This is a genomic window from Herbaspirillum sp. C7C2 (genome assembly GCF_022627865.1).
GTDB classification, from domain to species: domain Bacteria; phylum Pseudomonadota; class Gammaproteobacteria; order Burkholderiales; family Burkholderiaceae_D; genus Herbaspirillum; species Herbaspirillum frisingense.
The window spans coordinates 69,806-86,080 of sequence record NZ_JABXGI010000006.1; the positions used below are offsets into that span (position 1 = coordinate 69,806).

At 63.8% G+C, this 16,275-nt stretch carries 14 protein-coding genes and 1 riboswitch; of the genes, 5 read left to right on the forward strand and 9 right to left on the reverse strand.

The window, feature by feature from the left end:
* Positions 1 to 25 precede the first annotated feature (25 nt).
* Entirely contained in the window at positions 26 to 2,305 is a 2,280-nt protein-coding gene (locus HWE04_RS11215; RefSeq protein ID WP_006463649.1) for a UvrD-helicase domain-containing protein, read from the reverse strand.
* A 132-nt stretch (positions 2,306 to 2,437) separates the two neighbouring features.
* Between HWE04_RS11215 and aroQ the strand changes: the two genes are divergently transcribed.
* The 3 genes from aroQ to HWE04_RS11230 all read left to right on the forward strand — a co-directional run bounded on the left by aroQ (position 2,438) and on the right by HWE04_RS11230 (position 5,142).
* Entirely contained in the window at positions 2,438 to 3,007 is a 570-nt protein-coding gene (gene aroQ, locus HWE04_RS11220; protein WP_241812461.1) for a gamma subclass chorismate mutase AroQ, read from the forward strand.
* 165 nt (positions 3,008 to 3,172) lie between these two features.
* Positions 3,173 to 4,417 carry an MFS transporter gene (locus HWE04_RS11225; protein WP_039875518.1) on the forward strand — a complete coding sequence of 415 codons (1,245 nt, stop codon included), beginning with the start codon at positions 3,173 to 3,175 and terminating at the stop codon, positions 4,415 to 4,417.
* Between the two features lie 230 nt (positions 4,418 to 4,647).
* Complete coding sequence (locus HWE04_RS11230) at positions 4,648 to 5,142, forward strand: Dps family protein (RefSeq protein WP_006463646.1); 495 nt, start codon at positions 4,648 to 4,650, stop codon at positions 5,140 to 5,142.
* Positions 5,143 to 5,322: 180 nt separating this feature from the next.
* On the opposite strand, the gene thiE is transcribed toward HWE04_RS11230, so the two are convergent.
* Genes thiE through thiC form a run of 5 tightly spaced genes read right to left on the reverse strand, consistent with a single transcriptional unit; the run spans position 5,323 to position 9,805 of the window.
* Complete coding sequence (gene thiE, locus HWE04_RS11235) at positions 5,323 to 5,958, reverse strand: thiamine phosphate synthase (protein ID WP_241812462.1); 636 nt, start codon at positions 5,956 to 5,958, stop codon at positions 5,323 to 5,325.
* 1 nt (position 5,959) lies between these two features.
* A complete protein-coding gene (gene thiD / locus HWE04_RS11240) occupies positions 5,960 to 6,826 on the reverse strand; it encodes a bifunctional hydroxymethylpyrimidine kinase/phosphomethylpyrimidine kinase (protein WP_241812463.1) in 867 nt (288 codons plus the stop codon).
* Between the two features lie 2 nt (positions 6,827 to 6,828).
* Complete coding sequence (locus HWE04_RS11245; RefSeq protein ID WP_241812464.1) at positions 6,829 to 7,638, reverse strand: thiazole synthase; 810 nt, start codon at positions 7,636 to 7,638, stop codon at positions 6,829 to 6,831.
* A 44-nt stretch (positions 7,639 to 7,682) separates the two neighbouring features.
* Complete coding sequence (gene thiS / locus HWE04_RS11250) at positions 7,683 to 7,883, reverse strand: sulfur carrier protein ThiS (protein ID WP_006463642.1); 201 nt, start codon at positions 7,881 to 7,883, stop codon at positions 7,683 to 7,685.
* 8 nt (positions 7,884 to 7,891) lie between these two features.
* Positions 7,892 to 9,805: a phosphomethylpyrimidine synthase ThiC gene (gene thiC, locus HWE04_RS11255; protein WP_241812465.1), complete on the reverse strand. Its 1,914-nt coding sequence runs from the start codon at positions 9,803 to 9,805 to the stop codon at positions 7,892 to 7,894.
* 95 nt (positions 9,806 to 9,900) lie between these two features.
* Positions 9,901 to 10,011, reverse strand: a riboswitch (TPP riboswitch).
* Positions 10,012 to 10,266: 255 nt separating this feature from the next.
* Here thiC and HWE04_RS11260 point away from each other — a divergent pair.
* Positions 10,267 to 13,077, forward strand: a complete 2,811-nt coding sequence (locus tag HWE04_RS11260; protein ID WP_077235746.1) for a valine--tRNA ligase — start codon at positions 10,267 to 10,269, stop codon at positions 13,075 to 13,077.
* 156 nt (positions 13,078 to 13,233) lie between these two features.
* Positions 13,234 to 13,698: a DUF2147 domain-containing protein gene (locus HWE04_RS11265; protein ID WP_241812466.1), complete on the forward strand. Its 465-nt coding sequence runs from the start codon at positions 13,234 to 13,236 to the stop codon at positions 13,696 to 13,698.
* Positions 13,699 to 13,705: 7 nt separating this feature from the next.
* Here the strand turns inward: HWE04_RS11265 and HWE04_RS11270 are convergent, their stop codons facing one another.
* The 3 genes from HWE04_RS11270 to ruvB form a co-directional block, all read right to left on the reverse strand.
* Positions 13,706 to 14,161: a YaiI/YqxD family protein gene (locus HWE04_RS11270; RefSeq protein WP_241812467.1), complete on the reverse strand. Its 456-nt coding sequence runs from the start codon at positions 14,159 to 14,161 to the stop codon at positions 13,706 to 13,708.
* 21 nt (positions 14,162 to 14,182) lie between these two features.
* Positions 14,183 to 15,025, reverse strand: a complete 843-nt coding sequence (locus HWE04_RS11275) for a 2-keto-4-pentenoate hydratase (protein WP_199181621.1) — start codon at positions 15,023 to 15,025, stop codon at positions 14,183 to 14,185.
* Positions 15,026 to 15,216: 191 nt separating this feature from the next.
* Positions 15,217 to 16,272, reverse strand: coding sequence for a Holliday junction branch migration DNA helicase RuvB (ruvB, locus tag HWE04_RS11280; protein WP_006463636.1), 1,056 nt, complete (start codon positions 16,270 to 16,272; stop codon positions 15,217 to 15,219).
* Between the last annotated feature and the right edge of the window lie 3 nt (positions 16,273 to 16,275).

A 16,275-nucleotide genomic window follows, 5' to 3' on the forward strand; every position in this document is an offset into this window, starting at 1 on the left:
CCGAGGCGGTCAGGCCTCGGTGCGATCAGATCTTGTCCAGCTTGGCCACCGACAGGTCCAGCAGCTTCATGCCGAACTTGCCGAAGTTGATCTGCGCCCGTGCCGCACCGCCGCCCCCTTCGATGTTGACGATGACGCCTTCGCCGAACTTGGCATGGGCGACGTTCTGACCGATGCGCCAGCCGGAGTCGGTCTGGCGCGAGAAGCTCTGGGCGATCTTGTTGTTGCCCGCTTCCGGCACCTCATCCCAGGCCGACTTGGGATTGGCGAACCAGTGGTGCTGGGCGATCTTGGGTGACAGCCACTTGATGGATTGCTCGGGCAACTCGTCGAAGAAGCGTGAGCGCATGTTGTAGCGGGTCTGGCCGTGCAGCATGCGGGTCTGCGAGAAGGTCATGAACAGGCGCTTGCGGGCGCGGGTGATGGCCACGTACATCAGGCGGCGCTCTTCTTCCACCCCGCCCTCTTCCTTGGCGCTGTTCTCGTGCGGGAACAGGCCCTCTTCCATGCCGGTGATGAAGACCGCGTCGAACTCCAGGCCCTTGGCCGAGTGCACCGTCATCAGTTGCAGCGCATCCTGGCCGGCCTGGGCCTGGTTGTCGCCGGCTTCCAGCGAGGCATGCGAGAGGAAGGCCGACAGCGGCGACATGATGGTGACCAGCGGCGCATCGGCATCGATCACTTCCACGCCGTCGGCGGTGGTGATGGCGGTGCCGGCCGTGGCCTGCGCCTGCGGACCGAGGAAGGCCGGCGCATCCAGGCCATAGCCTTCTTCGGAAACGAAGAGCGTGGCCGCACTGACCAGCTGCTCCAGGTTCTCGATGCGGTCAGCGCCTTCCTTCTCGTTGCGATAGTGCGTGATCAGGCCGGACAGGTCCAGCACCACCTTCACCGTCTCCGGCAAGGGCAGATGCTGGGTCTCGAAGCGCGCGCCTTCGATCAGCTTGACGAAGGCATTCAGCGAAGAACCGGCCTTGCCGGCCACGTAAGGCACGGCGGCATAGAGCGAGCAGCCATACTGACGCGCTGCATCCTGCAGGGACTCCATGGCCTTGGCACCGATGCCGCGGGTGGGGAAATTGACCACCCGCAGGAAGGCCGAGTCATTGTGCAGGTTGTCCATCAACTGCAGGTAGGCGATGGCGTGCTTGATTTCGGCGCGCTCGAAGAAGCGCTGGCCGCCATAGACGCGGTAGGGAATGGCCGAGCTGAACAGCGCATGCTCCAGCACCCGCGATTGCGCGTTGGAACGGTAGAGGATGGCGATCTCGCTGCGCGACCAGCCTTCGGCGATCAGGTCCTTGACCTGTTCGATGATCCACTGCGCTTCCTGCAGGTCGCTGGTGGCCTCGAAGACCCGTACCTGCTCGCCATGGCCGGCGTCGGTACGCAGGTTCTTGCCCAGGCGCTTGCTGTTGTTGGCGATCAGTTCGTTGGCGGCATCCAGGATGTGGCCGTGGGAGCGGTAGTTCTGCTCCAGCTTGATCAGGTTCTCGACGTGGAATTCCTGTTCGAAGGCCGACATGTTGCCCACGTTGGCGCCACGGAAGGCGTAGATGCTCTGGTCGTCGTCACCCACCGCGAAGACCGCGTTGTGGTTGCCGGCCATGAGCTTGAGCCATTTGTACTGCAGGTCGTTGGTATCCTGGAACTCGTCCACCAGGATGTGGCGGAAGCGGCTCTGGTAGTGCTCGCGCAGCGGCTGGTTGCGCGACAGCAGTTCGTAGGTGCGCAACAGCAGTTCAGCGAAATCGACCACGCCCTCACGCTGGCACTGCTGGTCGTAGAGGTCGTAGAGCTCGACGAACTTGCGGTTGTAGTCGTCGTAGGCATCGACGTCCTTGGCGCGCAGGCCCTGATCCTTGGCGCTGTTGATGAAGTACATCAGGTTGCGCGGCGGATACTTTTCATCGTCCACGTTCATCTGCTTCAACAGGCGCTTGATGGCCGAGAGCTGGTCTTGCGTGTCGAGGATCTGGAAGGTCTGCGGCAGTCCGGCATCCTTGTGATGCGCGCGCAGCAGGCGGTTGCACAGCCCGTGGAAGGTGCCGATCCACATGCCCCGGGTATTGATGGGCAGCATGGCCGACAGGCGCGAGGTCATTTCCTTGGCAGCCTTGTTGGTGAAGGTCACGGCCAGGATGCCGGCCGGCGAGACCTGTCCGGTCTGGATCAGCCAGGCGATGCGGGTGGTCAGCACGCGGGTCTTGCCGGAGCCGGCACCGGCCAGGATCAGGGCGGACTGCGCCGGCAGGGTCACGGCGGCGAGCTGCTCTTCGTTGAGGTTGTGGAGAAGATTTTGCATCCCGCGATTATAAGGCGCTGGCGAGGGCGCCGGGCAGCCGGCGCTGGCGCTATACTGCCGGGCGGCGCTTGCCATGGTCTTTACGGCGCCCTCATCCGTCCTTCTTCACGGTCCTGCTGCCCCATGCTCCCCATGCCGATGTCCCGCCTGCCGATGTCCCGCCTGCTCACCATCCTGTCCGCCCTGCTCCTGACGGCCTGTGCCACCACCCCGCCGCCGGCCTCGCGCGCCGATGTCGAACAGTTGCTGACGCTGCAGAAGACGCGCCTGGACGTGGCGGCACCGGTGGCGCGTAGCAAGTGGAATTCGCACGCGCCCATCGACGACCCGGCACGCGAAGCCCTGATCCTGGACGATGTGGCGGCCCGGGCACAAGCTCTCGGCCTGGACGTGGCCTGGACCCGGCGCTTCTTCCAGGACCAGTTCGATGCCGGCAAGATCGTGCAGCGCGACCTGCATCGCCAGTGGCGGGTGGAACAGCATGCCCCCTTCGCCAATCCGCCCGACCTGGAACGGCAGGTGCGCCCGGTGCTGGACCGCCTCACGCCCGACCTGCTGGCCGCGCTGGTCCGCCTGAAAGGCCATTGGTGTGAGCCGGCCGTGCAACGGGACCTGGCCGAGCTGGAGCCGGAAATCCTCGGTGCCGACTATGCACCGGCCGTGCGTGAGCGGGCTACGGCGGCGCTACGCTGCACCCGTTGACGCGCATCCTGCGGGCAAGCGACGTCGCACAAATGCCACTAAGTTGCTGAATCGACAGGTAAAAATCTTTTGCTGTCCTGCAGCATTTTTGTGGCGGGAGTAAAATTCGGACTGCTGTTCACGCGCATCGGCGCGCGCAGCCTCCTCATTCCGAATTCCCCCGCCATGTCCGACGATTCCTGTAGTCCAGGTTCCACACCCGTTTCCGCCGCTGCGCCGGCAGCCGTGCGCGCCCTGCCGCCAGTGAAGGTCACGCGCCAGATCATCGCCACCGCCTTCTTCACCTTCCTGGTCTACCTGGCCATCGGCATCCCGATGGCGGTGTTGCCGGGCTATATCCACCTGGACCTGGGCTATAGCTCTGTGGTCGCCGGGCTGGGCATCAGCGTGCAGTATTTCGCCACCTTCGTCAGTCGTGCCAACGCCGGCCGCATGATCGATACCGTGGGCGCCAAGCAGACTGTGATGCGCGGCATGCTGCTGTGCTCGGCCAGTGGTGGTCTGCTGTTGCTGTCGGCACTGGCGCAGCCGCTGCCGTTCCTGTCGCTGGTGCTGCTCTTCACCAGCCGCGCCTTCCTGGGCCTGGGCGAGAGCCTGGTCGGTACCGGCGCCATCATGTGGGGCGTGGGGCGCGTGGGCTCGGAAAACACCGCCAAGATGATTTCCTGGAACGGCATCGCCACCTATGCGGCGCTGGCCATCGGTGCGCCGCTGGGCGTGGTGCTGGATCGTTCGCTGGGCTTTGCCGTGATCGGCCTGGCCGGCATGCTGCTGACCGTACTGGGTTATGTGCTGGCCCGTGGCGGCCCGGTCACGCCGGTGGTGCAGGGCGAACAGCTGTCCTTCAAGCTGGTGCTGCGCAAGGTGTTCGCCTATGGCATGGGCCTGGCCTTCGGCACCATCGGCTTCGGCTCGATCGCCACCTTCATCACGCTGTATTACGCCGACCAGCACTGGAGCGGCGCGGCCTTTGCGCTGACGGCCTTCTCCAGTGCCTTCGTCGGTGCGCGCCTGCTGTTCGCCAATTCCATCACGCGCTTCGGTGGTTACCGGGTGGCGGTGGTCAGCTTCCTGACCGAAGCGGTGGGCCTGCTGCTGCTGTGGAGCGCCACCACGCCGGAACTGGCATTGCTGGGCGCAGGCCTGGCCGGCTTCGGTTTCGCGCTGGTGTTCCCGTCACTGGGGGTGGAAGCGGTGAACCTGGTGTCGCCCGCCAATCGCGGCGCGGCACTGGCGGCATATTCCGTCTTCCTCGACCTGGCGCTGGGCATCACCGGTCCGGTGGCCGGTGCCATCGCCGGCCAGCTGGGGTATCCACAGGTCTTCCTGTTCGCGGCCATTGCGGCCATCGGCGCGGTGGCCTTGTCGCTGTCGCTGTATCGCAGCGCGCAGCAACGCGGCAAGCCATGATCTGAATACGACGAGAACAATAAAACGATGGGGCCGATCGATTTTTATCTATCGGCCCCATTGATTTATAGGCCTGCATTGATCGCAAAAATCGATTGAAATCGGGAACGTCGGCCTCACTGTCCTATCAATAGATTGCGTGGCCGCAGCTTGTCCCTGTGCGATTTGCAATAGAATCTCAATGTTGTGTTCACCCGCTTACGAAAAACCGAACAGCTAAGGAGCGAAAGATGGCAAAGAAAAACGTGGCAGCCCCCTCGATCAACATCGGCATCAACGACAAGGACCGCAAGAAGATTGCCGACGGCCTGTCCAAGCTGCTGGCCGATACCTACACGCTGTACCTGAAGACCCACAACTTCCACTGGAACGTGACCGGTCCGATGTTCAATACCCTGCACCTGATGTTCGAAGGCCAGTACACCGAACTGGCGCTGGCCGTGGACCTGATCGCCGAACGCATCCGCGCCCTGGGCTATCCGGCACCGGGTTCGTACAAGGAATTCGCCAAGCTGTCCTCGATCCCCGAAGCCGATGGCGTGCCGAACGCCCAGGAAATGATCGCCCAGCTGGTAGCCGGCCAGGAAGCCGTGACCCGCACCGCGCGTTCGCTCTTCCCCGCCGTCGATGCCGCTGCCGACGAGCCGACCGCCGACCTGCTGACCCAGCGCATGCAACTGCATGAAAAGAATGCGTGGATGCTGCGCAGCCTGCTGGAAGGCTGATCCGTATCACTCAATAAAAAAATGCCGTTCTTGCGAACGGCATTTTTTTATTGAGCTACCGTTCGGACTGAGTAGACCCGCAGGGTCGTATCGAAGGCGCAGGACCGTGTGCAAGCGTCTGCGCGCCTTCGATACGCCGCCAGGCGGCTACTCAGTCCGAACGGTCTTCATCGACGCCATTCATGAGCGATAAAGATCGGCCAACTCCCGCGTCTTGCGCTCGGCCACCGGCACCAGATAGACGCTGCTGATGACGGCCACCATGTCGGCCCCCTGCGCCACCAAAGGCGGTGCATTTTCCAGGGTGATGCCACCGATCACCACCACCGGCAGGGCAATCTCGCGTTTGGATTGCGCGATGATCTCCGGCGCGGTGCGGAAGTCATACTTTTTCACGCGCGAGGGATAGAAGCCGCCGAAGGCCACATAGCTGGCGCCATCGCGATGGGCGGCGTGCGCCAGCTCTAGCGTGCCGTAGCAGGAGGCGCCGACGATGCGATCCGGGCCGACGGCCTGGCGCACCTCGGCAATGGAGGCATCGGTGCCGCCGACGTGGATGCCGTCGGCATCGATCTCCAGGCACAGGGCCACATGGTCGTTGATGATCAGCGGCACCTCATACTGGCGGCACAGGGCCAGCAAGGCACTGGCCTGGTCGCGCCGTTGGGCGGGGTCGGCGGTCTTGTGGCGATACTGCACCAGTGCGGCGCCGTTCTGCAGGGCCAGCTCGGTGGCCGCCAGCAGTTGCGCGGTGTCATCCCAATCCGGGGTGACGATGTAGAGGCCGCGCAGATGGTTGGTGTAGTCAGGTTTCATCTCAGGCTCCTGCCGCCGGGGCGGCATCAACAACGGGTTCGAACGCGGGAACGCGATGGGGGATACGCTGCCCGGCGGCGATGGCGTAGGACGTGGACAAGGCATGCTGGGTGTATTGCTGGGCCAGGTCGATGGCTGCGCGCATGGGCAGGCCGCGTGCCAGACCGGCCGACAGGGCCGCCGCCAGCGTACAGCCGCTGCCGTGGAATTCATCCGGCAGCCGGCTCCAGCGCCAGCGGGCACTTTCGATGGCTTCCTGCGCAAACTCGGAACGGAACAACTGCCCATACCAGCGATTGACCACATCCTGCTCCTGCGGGCCATGCCCGCCCTTGAGCAACACATGGGCACAACCGCGCTCCATCAACAGTGCCGCCTGGCGCGCCGGTGAGACATCGCCACACAGACGGCGCGCCTCGTTGAGGTTGGGCGTGATCACGGTGGCCAGTTCGTACAGGGGTTCGATCACCTGCGCCGCATCGTCGCGCGAAAGCTGGTCGCCACGGCCGTTGGCCAACACCGGATCAAGCACCACCGGCATCTCCGGATTGCGCTTGCGCAATTGCCGGATCAGCGACGCAATCATCTCCGCATTGGCATGACTGCCGGCGATGCCCAGCTTGACGGCAGCGATATCGAAACGGTCGATCAAGACCTGGGCCTGGTAGCGCACCAGATCCGGATCGAGCGCATGCACGGCGAAGACGCTGACGTTGTCCTGCACCGTCAGCGCCGTAGGTACCGACAACGGGTGGCACCCCAGCGCCGTGATGGCCGGGATATCGGCCTGCATGCCGGCCCCGCCGCTGGGGTCGGAACCGGAGAAGACCAGCACGCAGGGCGGCGTGGGACGATAGGCGGCTTGCATCGTCAGGCCACGCGACCCGCCATCGGCGAGGATGTCGAGGCAGCGAACTTGCGCGGGATGCGACCGGCGAGGAAGGCTTCACGACCTGCTTCCACCGCCAGCTTCATGGCGCGTGCCATGCGGATGGGGTCGCGCGCGCCGGCAATGGCGGTGTTCATGAGCACGCCATCACAGCCCAGTTCCATGGCGATGGCGGCGTCCGACGCCGTTCCCACGCCGGCATCGACCAGCACCGGTACGCGCGACTGCTCGATGATCAGCGACAGGTTCCAGGGGTTGAGGATGCCCATGCCCGAGCCGATCAGCGAGGCCAGCGGCATCACCGCGGCCACGCCCAGGTCTTCCAGCATGCGTGCCTGGATGGGGTCGTCGCTGCAATAGACCATCACGTCGAAGCCATCCTTGACCAGCGTTTCGGCGGCCTTGAGGGTCTCGGGCATGTTGGGGAAGAGCGTCTTTTCATCGCCCAGCACTTCCAGCTTGACCAGCTTGTGACCGCCCAGCAGTTCACGCGCCAGTTGCAGCGTGTAGACGGCATCGGCGGCGTTGTAGCAGCCGGCGGTATTGGGCAGGATGGTGAATTCGGCGGGCGGCACCGCGTCCAGCAGGCTGGGGGCGTTGGGGTCCTGGCCGATGTTGACGCGGCGGATCGCCACCGTGATGATCTCGGCACCGCTGGCGACGGTGGCCGCACGGGTTTCGTCGAGGTCCTTGTATTTGCCGCTACCCACCAGCAGGCGCGAGCGATAGGTCTTGCCGGCGATGGTCAGGCCCGGGTCTTCTTTCTGAAGGGGGGCGTCATTCATGTTCATGTCGTTTCCTTGTCTGTGAGCTGCGCTGCATGGCGATAGGCGGTTCAACCGCCGCCGATGGCACGCACCACGTCTACCTTGTCAGCCTCGGCCAGCGCGTGCGTGGGCCAGCGCGCGCCGGGCACCACCTGGCGATTGACCGCCACGGCCACCGCCTTGCCGGCCAGGGAGAGGCCGGCAATGAGCTGTTCCAGCGTGGCGCCGTCGGGCAGCGGGTGAGGCTTGCCGTTCAGTTCGATCTGCATGGCTGCGCTTACTGCTTCGAGTAGATCTCGGCGCCCATCTTGACGAACTCGACCGACTTCACTTCCATGCCCTGCTTCAAGGCGTCGATCTCGGAGATGCCTTCCTTGGCGGCGTAGTCGCGCACTTCCTGGGTGATCTTCATGGAGCAGAAGTGGGGGCCGCACATGGAGCAGAAGTGCGCCACCTTGGCCGAGTCCTTGGGCAGGGTCTCGTCGTGGAATTCGCGCGCCTTGTCGGGGTCCAGGCCGATGTTGAACTGGTCTTCCCAGCGGAACTCGAAGCGTGCCTTGGACAGGGCGTTGTCGCGGATCTGCGCGCCGGGATGGCCCTTGGCCAGGTCGGCGGCGTGGGCGGCGATCTTGTAGGTGATGATGCCGTCCTTCACATCCGTCTTGTTGGGCAGGCCCAGGTGTTCCTTGGGGGTGACGTAGCACAGCATGGCCGTGCCGTACCAGCCGATCTGCGCGGCGCCGATACCGGAGGTGATGTGGTCGTAGCCGGGGGCGATGTCGGTGGTCAAGGGGCCGAGGGTGTAGAACGGCGCTTCGTGGCACTGCTCCAGCTGCAGGTCCATGTTCTCCTTGATGAGATGCATGGGCACGTGGCCGGGGCCTTCGATCATGACCTGCACGTCGTGCTTCCAGGCGATCTGGGTCAGCTCGCCCAGGGTGCGCAGCTCGCCCAGCTGGGCTTCGTCGTTGGCGTCGTAGATGGAGCCGGGACGCAAACCGTCGCCCAGGCTGAAGCTGACGTCGTAGGCCTTCATGATCTCGCAGATCTCTTCGAAGTGTTCGTAGAGGAAGGACTCGCGATGATGCGCCAGGCACCACTTGGCCATGATGGAGCCGCCCCGCGAGACGATGCCGGTCATGCGCTTGGCCGTCAGCGGGACGTATTGCAGGCGCACGCCGGCGTGGATGGTGAAATAGTCCACGCCCTGCTCGGCCTGTTCGATCAGGGTGTCGCGGAAGATTTCCCAGGTCAGGTCTTCGGCCTTGCCATTGACCTTTTCCAGTGCCTGGTAGATCGGCACGGTGCCAATCGGCACCGGCGAATTGCGGATGATCCATTCGCGGGTTTCATGGATGTTCTTGCCGGTGGACAGGTCCATGACGTTGTCGCCGCCCCAGCGGATGGCCCAGGTCATCTTTTCCACTTCCTCGCCGATGGAGGAGGTCACGGCGGAATTGCCGATGTTGGCATTGATCTTGACCAGGAAATTGCGGCCGATGATCATCGGCTCCACTTCCGGGTGGTTGATGTTGGCGGGGATGATGGCGCGGCCACGGGCGACTTCCTCACGCACGAATTCCGGGGTGATCTCGGCGGGAATGGAAGCACCGAAGGATTGGCCCGGGTGCTGGCGGCCCATCAGGTCGGCCAGCTTGTTGCCCATGGGGCCGGAGGCCTTCAGTTGCTCCAGGTATTCCTTGCGGCGCAGGTTCTCGCGGATGGCGATGAATTCCATCTCGGGCGTGATGATGCCGCGACGGGCGTAGTGCATCTGCGTGACATTGGCACCCGCCTTGGCACGACGCGGCTTGCGGTGCAGGTTGAAGCGCAGCTCGGCCAGGTCCGCGTCGTTCAGGCGCTGCTGGCCGTATTCGGAGGTGGGGCCGGGCAGCTCTTCGGTATCGTCGCGCTCCAGGATCCAGGGCAGGCGCGGCGTGGAGAGACCGGCGCGGATGTCGATCTTGACGTCCGGGTCGGTATAGGGGCCGGAGGTGTCGTAGACATAGATCGGGGGATTCTTTTCCGAGCCGAACATGGCCGGGGTATCGGCCTGGCTGATCTCGCGCATGGGCACGCGGATGTCGGGGCGCGAGCCGGTCACGTAGATCTTGCGGGAATTCGGGAGAGGCTGGACGGCTGCCTCGTCGACGGTGGCCGTCGCGGACAGGAATTTCGGGTTGGCATTCATTTCGGCTCCTTTGCTTGATGACTCATGGCTCGGAGCCAGCAAAGGAGGTTGCGGAAGAGGACGGACGGCGGGGATGGGACGGTGCCGTGGGTACGTCATGCTGCCGGTTGCTTCCCTTCGCTGGCATTATCCAGATCAGGTTCAAGGGTATTTCTCACCCGGCTGCCAGAGCATGTGCTCCGGTGCCAGGACCCCTAGCGATGCGACGCGGGCCGCTTGCGCGGACCTTGTCGTGGGCCGGATTCTACTCCAAATACAGCGATGAACAAGGCTTCATTTTGGATGAGCTGGAGGTGCAGCGCGGCAATTGAAGCCATCAGGCTGCCTGGCAGCAACATGTTGAGGGTCGCCCTAGCGCATTTCTGCCCTGCACCCGAGGACACGTCAATTTCGCGCCCGTGGAGGGATTTGCCCTCCCCGTCCCTTATAATGTTGGGTTTCGCAAAAACACACGTCAAATCATGGAATTAGCCAAGTCGTTCGAGCCTGCCGAGATTGAGAAATTCTGGCGCGAGGAGTGGGAAAAGCGCGGTTACTTCGCCGCCACCACCGACGCGGAGAAGCCCTCGTTTTCCATCCAGCTGCCGCCGCCCAATGTGACCGGTACCCTGCACATGGGTCACGCGTTCAACCAGACCATCATGGATGGCCTGACGCGCTACCACCGCATGCGCGGCTTCAACACCGCCTGGATTCCCGGCACCGACCACGCCGGTATCGCCACCCAGATCGTGGTGGAACGCCAGCTGGATGCGCAGAAGGTCTCGCGCCACGACCTGGGCCGTGAAAAGTTCGTCGAGAAGGTGTGGGAGTGGAAAGAGAAATCCGGCTCCACCATCACCGGCCAGATGCGCCGCATGGGCGCCTCCACCGACTGGGCCCGTGAATACTTCACGATGGACCCGAAGATGTCCAAGGCTGTCACCGAAGTGTTCGTGCGCCTCTACGAACAAGGCCTGATCTATCGCGGCAAGCGCCTGGTGAACTGGGACCCGGTGCTGGGCACCGCCGTCTCGGACCTGGAAGTGGTGTCGGAGGAAGAAGACGGCTCCATGTGGCACATCAAGTATCCGCTGGCCGATGGCAGCGGTCACATCGTGGTCGCCACCACCCGTCCGGAAACCATGCTGGGCGACGTCGCCGTGGCCGTGGACCCGACCGACGAGCGCTATGCGCCGCTGGTGGGCAAGATGATCAAGCTGCCGCTGGTGGGCCGCGAGATTCCGATCATCCAGGATGAATACGTCGACAAGGAATTCGGCACCGGCTGCGTGAAGATCACCCCGGCGCACGACTTCAACGACTACCAGGTCGGCGCCCGCCACAACCTGGAAAAGATCAGCGTCTTCACCCTCAAGGCGACCATCAACGAGAACGCCCCCGAGAAGTACCAGGGTCTGGACCGCTTCGAGGCGCGCAAGCAGATCGTGGCGGACCTGGATGCATTGGGCCTCTTGGAACAGGTCAAGCCGCACAAGCTGATGGTGCCGCGTGGCGACCGTACCGGTGTGGTGATCGAACCGATGCTGACCGACCAGTGGTTCGTGGCCATGAGCAAGCCGGCGCCGGAAGGGACCTACTTCCCGGGCAAGTCGATTGCCGAGACCGCGCTGGAGAAGGTGTCTTCGGGCGAGATCAAGTTCGTCCCCGAGAACTGGACCAATACCTACAACCAGTGGCTCAACAACATCCAGGACTGGTGTATCTCGCGCCAGCTGTGGTGGGGCCACCAGATTCCGGCCTGGTATGACGAGGACGGCGGCATCTATGTCGCCCGTACCGAAGAAGAAGCCAAGGCACAGGCCGGCGGCAAGACCGTCAAGCGTGATGAAGACGTGCTCGACACCTGGTTCTCCTCGGCACTGGTGCCCTTCTCGACCCTGGGCTGGCCGGAAGAAACCCCGGATTACAAGCTGTTCCTGCCCTCGTCGGTGCTGGTGACGGGCTTTGACATCATCTTCTTCTGGGTGGCGCGCATGGTCATGATGACCACGCACTTCACGGGCAAGGTGCCGTTTGACACCGTCTACGTGCACGGCCTGGTGCGCGATGCCTCGGGGCAGAAGATGTCCAAGTCCAAGGGCAACACGCTGGACCCGATCGACCTGATCGACGGCATCGGCGTGGATGAACTGGTGGCCAAGCGTACGGTTGGCCTGATGAATCCCAAGCAGGCAAGCAGCATCGAAAAGGCCACCCGCAAGGAATTCGCCGACGGCATTCCCGCCTTCGGTACCGATGCGCTGCGCTTCACCTTCGCCTCGCTGGCGACCCTGGGCCGCAACATCAACTTCGACCTGAACCGCTGCGAAGGCTATCGCAACTTCTGCAATAAGCTCTGGAACGCCACCCGCTTCGTGCTGATGAATACCGAAGGCCAGGACTGCGGTTTCGACGGTCACGTCAAGGGCGTGTGCGACAAGGAGCAATTGCAGTTCTCCAAGGCTGACCGCTGGATCGTATCGCTGCTGCAGCGTACCGAGGCCGAGGTGGAAAAGGGCTTTGCCGACTATCGCTTCGACAACATCGCCACTGCCATCTACAAGTTCGTCTGGGACGAGTATTGCGACTGGTACCTGGAAATGGCCAAGGCCCAGATCCAGAGCGGCAACGAGGCGCAACAACGCGCTACCCGCCGCACCCTGCTGCGCGTGCTGGAAAGCGTGCTGCGCCTGGCGCACCCGGTGCTGCCCTTCATTACCGAACAGCTGTGGCAGAGCGTGGCGCCGCTGACGGACCGCAAGCCCGATCCGGCGGGCGACTCCATCATGCGCCAAGCCTATCCGCGTCCGGACCTGGAAAAGATCGACACCGAAGCCGAAGCCTGGGTCGCCCAGTTCAAGGCCTACACCGATGCCTGCCGCAACCTGCGTGGCGAGATGCAACTGGCGCCGTCGCTGCGCGTGCCGCTGATCGTGGAAGCGGCCGACACCGCTGCGGTGGAGTCCTTCCTGCCCTACCTGCAAGGCCTGGTACGCTTGTCGGAAGCACAGATCGTGGCGCAGCTGCCGGAGTCGCCGGCACCGGTGGCCATCGTCGGCGAAGTCAAGCTGATGCTCAAGGTAGAAATCGATGTGGCCGCCGAGCGTGAGCGCCTGGGCAAAGAAGTCACCCGCCTGACCACCGAGATCGCCAAGGCCAACGGCAAGCTGTCCAACGAGAGCTTCGTGGCGCGTGCCCCTGAGGCCGTGGTGGCGCAGGAGAAGGAACGTGTCGCCAACTTCAGCGCAACACTGGAAAAAGTGAAGGAACAACTGGCCAAGCTGAAGTAAGCCGGCCTTTTCCTGCCAAAGCCGTCGTCCCCGTCCGGGACGGCGGCTTTTGTTTTTTGTGCTTGCCTTGCAGGGCGGGCTTGTCTAGACTGGATCGAAAAAATTAGAACAATCGTGCTTTTTTATGGCATTCGACTTGATCAACAGGAGACCAGCATGACCCGCACCCCGTCCCCCGCCCGCCTGCTCGGGCGCACCCTGCTCATCGCCGGCCTGCTGGCCAGCACCGCCGCCTGGGCCGATGGCTCGCCGCTGGGCTTGTGGAAGAGTATCGACGACACCACCGGCAAGCCCAAGGCACTGATCCGCATCACCGAGAACAATGGCGAGTTGAGCGGCCGGATAGAAAAGCTGTTCCGCGCCCCCGAGGAAGACCAGAACCCGGTCTGCCAGAAATGCGAGGGCGAGCTCAAGGACAAGCCGGTCATCGGCATGACCATTCTGTCGGGCCTGAAGAAGGACGGGGACGAGTACAACGGTGGGCAAATCATCGATCCGGCCAATGGCAAGGTCTACAAGAGCAAGCTGAGCGTGGTCGACGATGGCCAGAAGCTCAACGTGCGCGGCTATGTCGGCATGCCCATGCTGGGTCGGACCCAGACCTGGCTGCGCGAACAGTAAGCGCGACTCAGGCGGGGCGGGCGGCCTTGAGGACGTAGCGGTCCAGTTCACGGGCGAAAGCGCGCCCGTCGCTGGTGCTGAAGGCGGCCGGGCCACCGGTTTCCACGCCGCTGCTGCGCAGTTCTTCCATGAAGTTGCGGGTGCTGAGGTGATGGCCGATGTTCTGGCCGGTATAGAGCTCGCCGCGCGGATTGAGCGCCAGCGCGCCGCGGCCGATGACGTCGGCCGCCAGCGGGATGTCGGCGGTGACCACCAGATCACCGGGCGCGACCTGACGGTCGATCTCGCGATCGGCCACGTCGAAGCCGGCCGGGACCACCATGGATTTGATGAAGCGTGAAGGCGGGGTGCGCAGCGGCCGGTTGGCCACCAGCGTGACGATGATGCCGGTACGGTCGGCGACCCGGAACAGCATCTCCTTGATCACGCCCGGACAGGCGTCCGCATCAACCCAGATGGCCAAGATGAAAACGCCGTCCCGTAGCTAGACGAAGGATACCGTCAGACCCGGCAGGGTCACGCCGGAGAAAGCGGTGGTCCAGGTCTGGCCCGGTTCGATCGGACAGGCGTCGGTCCAGGTGCCGGTGCTGATGATTTCGCCCGCCTGCAACTGGCGGAAGCGGCTCTGCTTCTGCAACAGCTGGTGCAGGTGCCACAGCGCGTGCAGGGGGCTGTCCATCTCGTCATTGCAGAAGCCGGCGGCACGCAGCACGCTGGAACTCTCGGTATTGCAGGACAGCGAGACGCTGGCGCTGGCCAGGATCTGCGGCAGGTGATGCTTGGTGGCCGAGGAGAGTACATGCGGCTCGCCCACGATCAGGGTGCCGTGCAGGCCGAAGGCGGCAATCGAATCGGCCACCGTGAATTCCCAGTTGGGGAAGGGGCAGACCACGATTTCGAAACCATGCGCCATCCACTCCAGGCAGTCGGCCAGTTCATCCAGCGAGGCATCGGGGGCCGGGGTCTTGCCCAGCTTGAGGACGATTTCCGGCTCGATACGCGGTTGCACCGCACCGGCCAGCGATTGCGCGCCGTGGTTGTCCTCGGCAAAGCGCACGGTGGTGTCCCACATCGGCGCCCAGGTGGGGATGCGGGTGTCGTCGATGATGCCGTAACGTTCCCAGTTCTTGCGCACCACGAAGCCGATCTTGCGGCCGATGGGCTGCTCGCCCTGGGCCACGCGGATATTGCGGATGTTGTGGGCGATGTCGTAGGCATCGTCCACCGACAGCGGTTCGGATTCGGAGATGCGCGGGATGATGCGAGACTGGGCGCGCGCATCGAGCAGCTGATGCGCGTATCGAAGGGCTTGGCTCGACATTAGCATGGAGGGCTCACATCGAAAGATAGTGAATAGCTATCCATTGTCGATGACGATTAATTTTTGCACAAGCAAAAACTCGCTTTTTGACGAGATCTGACAAAAATTTCATCTGATTGCCTCGCCACGCGTCATGCTGTTTTTCAGCTGCTGCAAAAGTCACTTAACTGACGAGAAAACTGAATGTCACGGATGGGTCAGGCGCCCCACAGCTCGCCATTGGGACCGGTGCGCGGGGCTGCCACGCCGAAGTGCTGGTAGGCCGCGCCGGTGGCGATGCGGCCACGCGGGGTACGTTGCAGGTAACCCTGCTGGATCAGGTAGGGTTCCAGCACGTCTTCGATGGTGTCGCGTTCCTCGCCGATGGCAGCGGCCAGGTTGTCCAGCCCCACCGGTCCGCCGCCGAACTTGAAGAGCACGGCCTCCAGCAGCTTGCGGTCCATCAGGTCGAAGCCGACCGGGTCCACGTCCAGCATGACCAGGGCGGCGTCGGCCATCTCGCGGGTGATGCGGCCCTGGCCCTTGACTTCGGCATAGTCGCGCACCCGGCGCAGCAGGCGGTTGGCGATACGCGGCGTGCCACGACTGCGGCGGGCGATTTCCAGCGCGCCATCGTCGACGATGGGGGCGTTGAGCAGTCCGGCGCTGCGGGTGACGATGCGCGCCAGCTCGGGCGGGGTGTAGAACTCCAGCCGGGCGACGATGCCGAAGCGGTCGCGCAGCGGGTTGGTCAGCATGCCGGCGCGGGTAGTGGCGCCGACCAGGGTGAAGGGTTGCAGGTCCAGCCGCACCGAGCGGGCTGCAGGGCCTTCACCGATCATGATGTCGATCTGATAATCCTCCAGGGCCGGGTAGAGGATTTCCTCCACCACCGGCGACATGCGGTGGATTTCGTCGATGAAGAGCACATCGTTGGCTTCCAGATTGGTCAGGAGCGCCGCCAGGTCGCCGGCGCGCTCCAGCACGGGGCCGGAGGTCTGGCGCAGGTTCACGCCCATCTCGCGGGCGATGATGTGGGCCATGGTGGTCTTGCCCAGGCCGGGCGGGCCGAACAGCAGGGTGTGGTCGAGCGGTTCGCCGCGCTTGCGGGCGGCCGAGATGAAGATTTCCAGCTGGGCGCGGACCTTTTCCTGGCCGACGTATTCGTCCAGGTGCTTGGGCCGCAGGGCGCGTTCGATGGCCTCCTCGTTGGCCGAGGCCGGAGTGGCGGCGATGATGCGCTGTTCGGAGAAATCGTCGGTCTGGATGCTCATGCT

What these genes read in the sequence shown, in the direction of transcription:
- aroQ (WP_241812461.1), top strand. Translation starts at nt 2,438, where the DNA reads ATGCCGATGTCCCGCCTGCCGATGTCCCGCCTGCTCACCATCCTGTCC.
- HWE04_RS11275 (WP_199181621.1), bottom strand. Translation starts at nt 15,025, where the DNA reads ATGCTAATGTCGAGCCAAGCCCTTCGATACGCGCATCAGCTGCTCGAT.
- thiE (WP_241812462.1), bottom strand. Translation starts at nt 5,958, where the DNA reads ATGAAACCTGACTACACCAACCATCTGCGCGGCCTCTACATCGTCACC.
- ruvB (WP_006463636.1), bottom strand. Translation starts at nt 16,272, where the DNA reads ATGAGCATCCAGACCGACGATTTCTCCGAACAGCGCATCATCGCCGCC.
- HWE04_RS11215 (WP_006463649.1), bottom strand. Translation starts at nt 2,305, where the DNA reads ATGCAAAATCTTCTCCACAACCTCAACGAAGAGCAGCTCGCCGCCGTG.
- HWE04_RS11265 (WP_241812466.1), top strand. Translation starts at nt 13,234, where the DNA reads ATGACCCGCACCCCGTCCCCCGCCCGCCTGCTCGGGCGCACCCTGCTC.
- thiS (WP_006463642.1), bottom strand. Translation starts at nt 7,883, where the DNA reads ATGCAGATCGAACTGAACGGCAAGCCTCACCCGCTGCCCGACGGCGCC.
- HWE04_RS11230 (WP_006463646.1), top strand. Translation starts at nt 4,648, where the DNA reads ATGGCAAAGAAAAACGTGGCAGCCCCCTCGATCAACATCGGCATCAAC.
- thiC (WP_241812465.1), bottom strand. Translation starts at nt 9,805, where the DNA reads ATGAATGCCAACCCGAAATTCCTGTCCGCGACGGCCACCGTCGACGAG.
- HWE04_RS11260 (WP_077235746.1), top strand. Translation starts at nt 10,267, where the DNA reads ATGGAATTAGCCAAGTCGTTCGAGCCTGCCGAGATTGAGAAATTCTGG.
- HWE04_RS11225 (WP_039875518.1), top strand. Translation starts at nt 3,173, where the DNA reads ATGTCCGACGATTCCTGTAGTCCAGGTTCCACACCCGTTTCCGCCGCT.
- HWE04_RS11245 (WP_241812464.1), bottom strand. Translation starts at nt 7,638, where the DNA reads ATGAACATGAATGACGCCCCCCTTCAGAAAGAAGACCCGGGCCTGACC.
- thiD (WP_241812463.1), bottom strand. Translation starts at nt 6,826, where the DNA reads ATGCAAGCCGCCTATCGTCCCACGCCGCCCTGCGTGCTGGTCTTCTCC.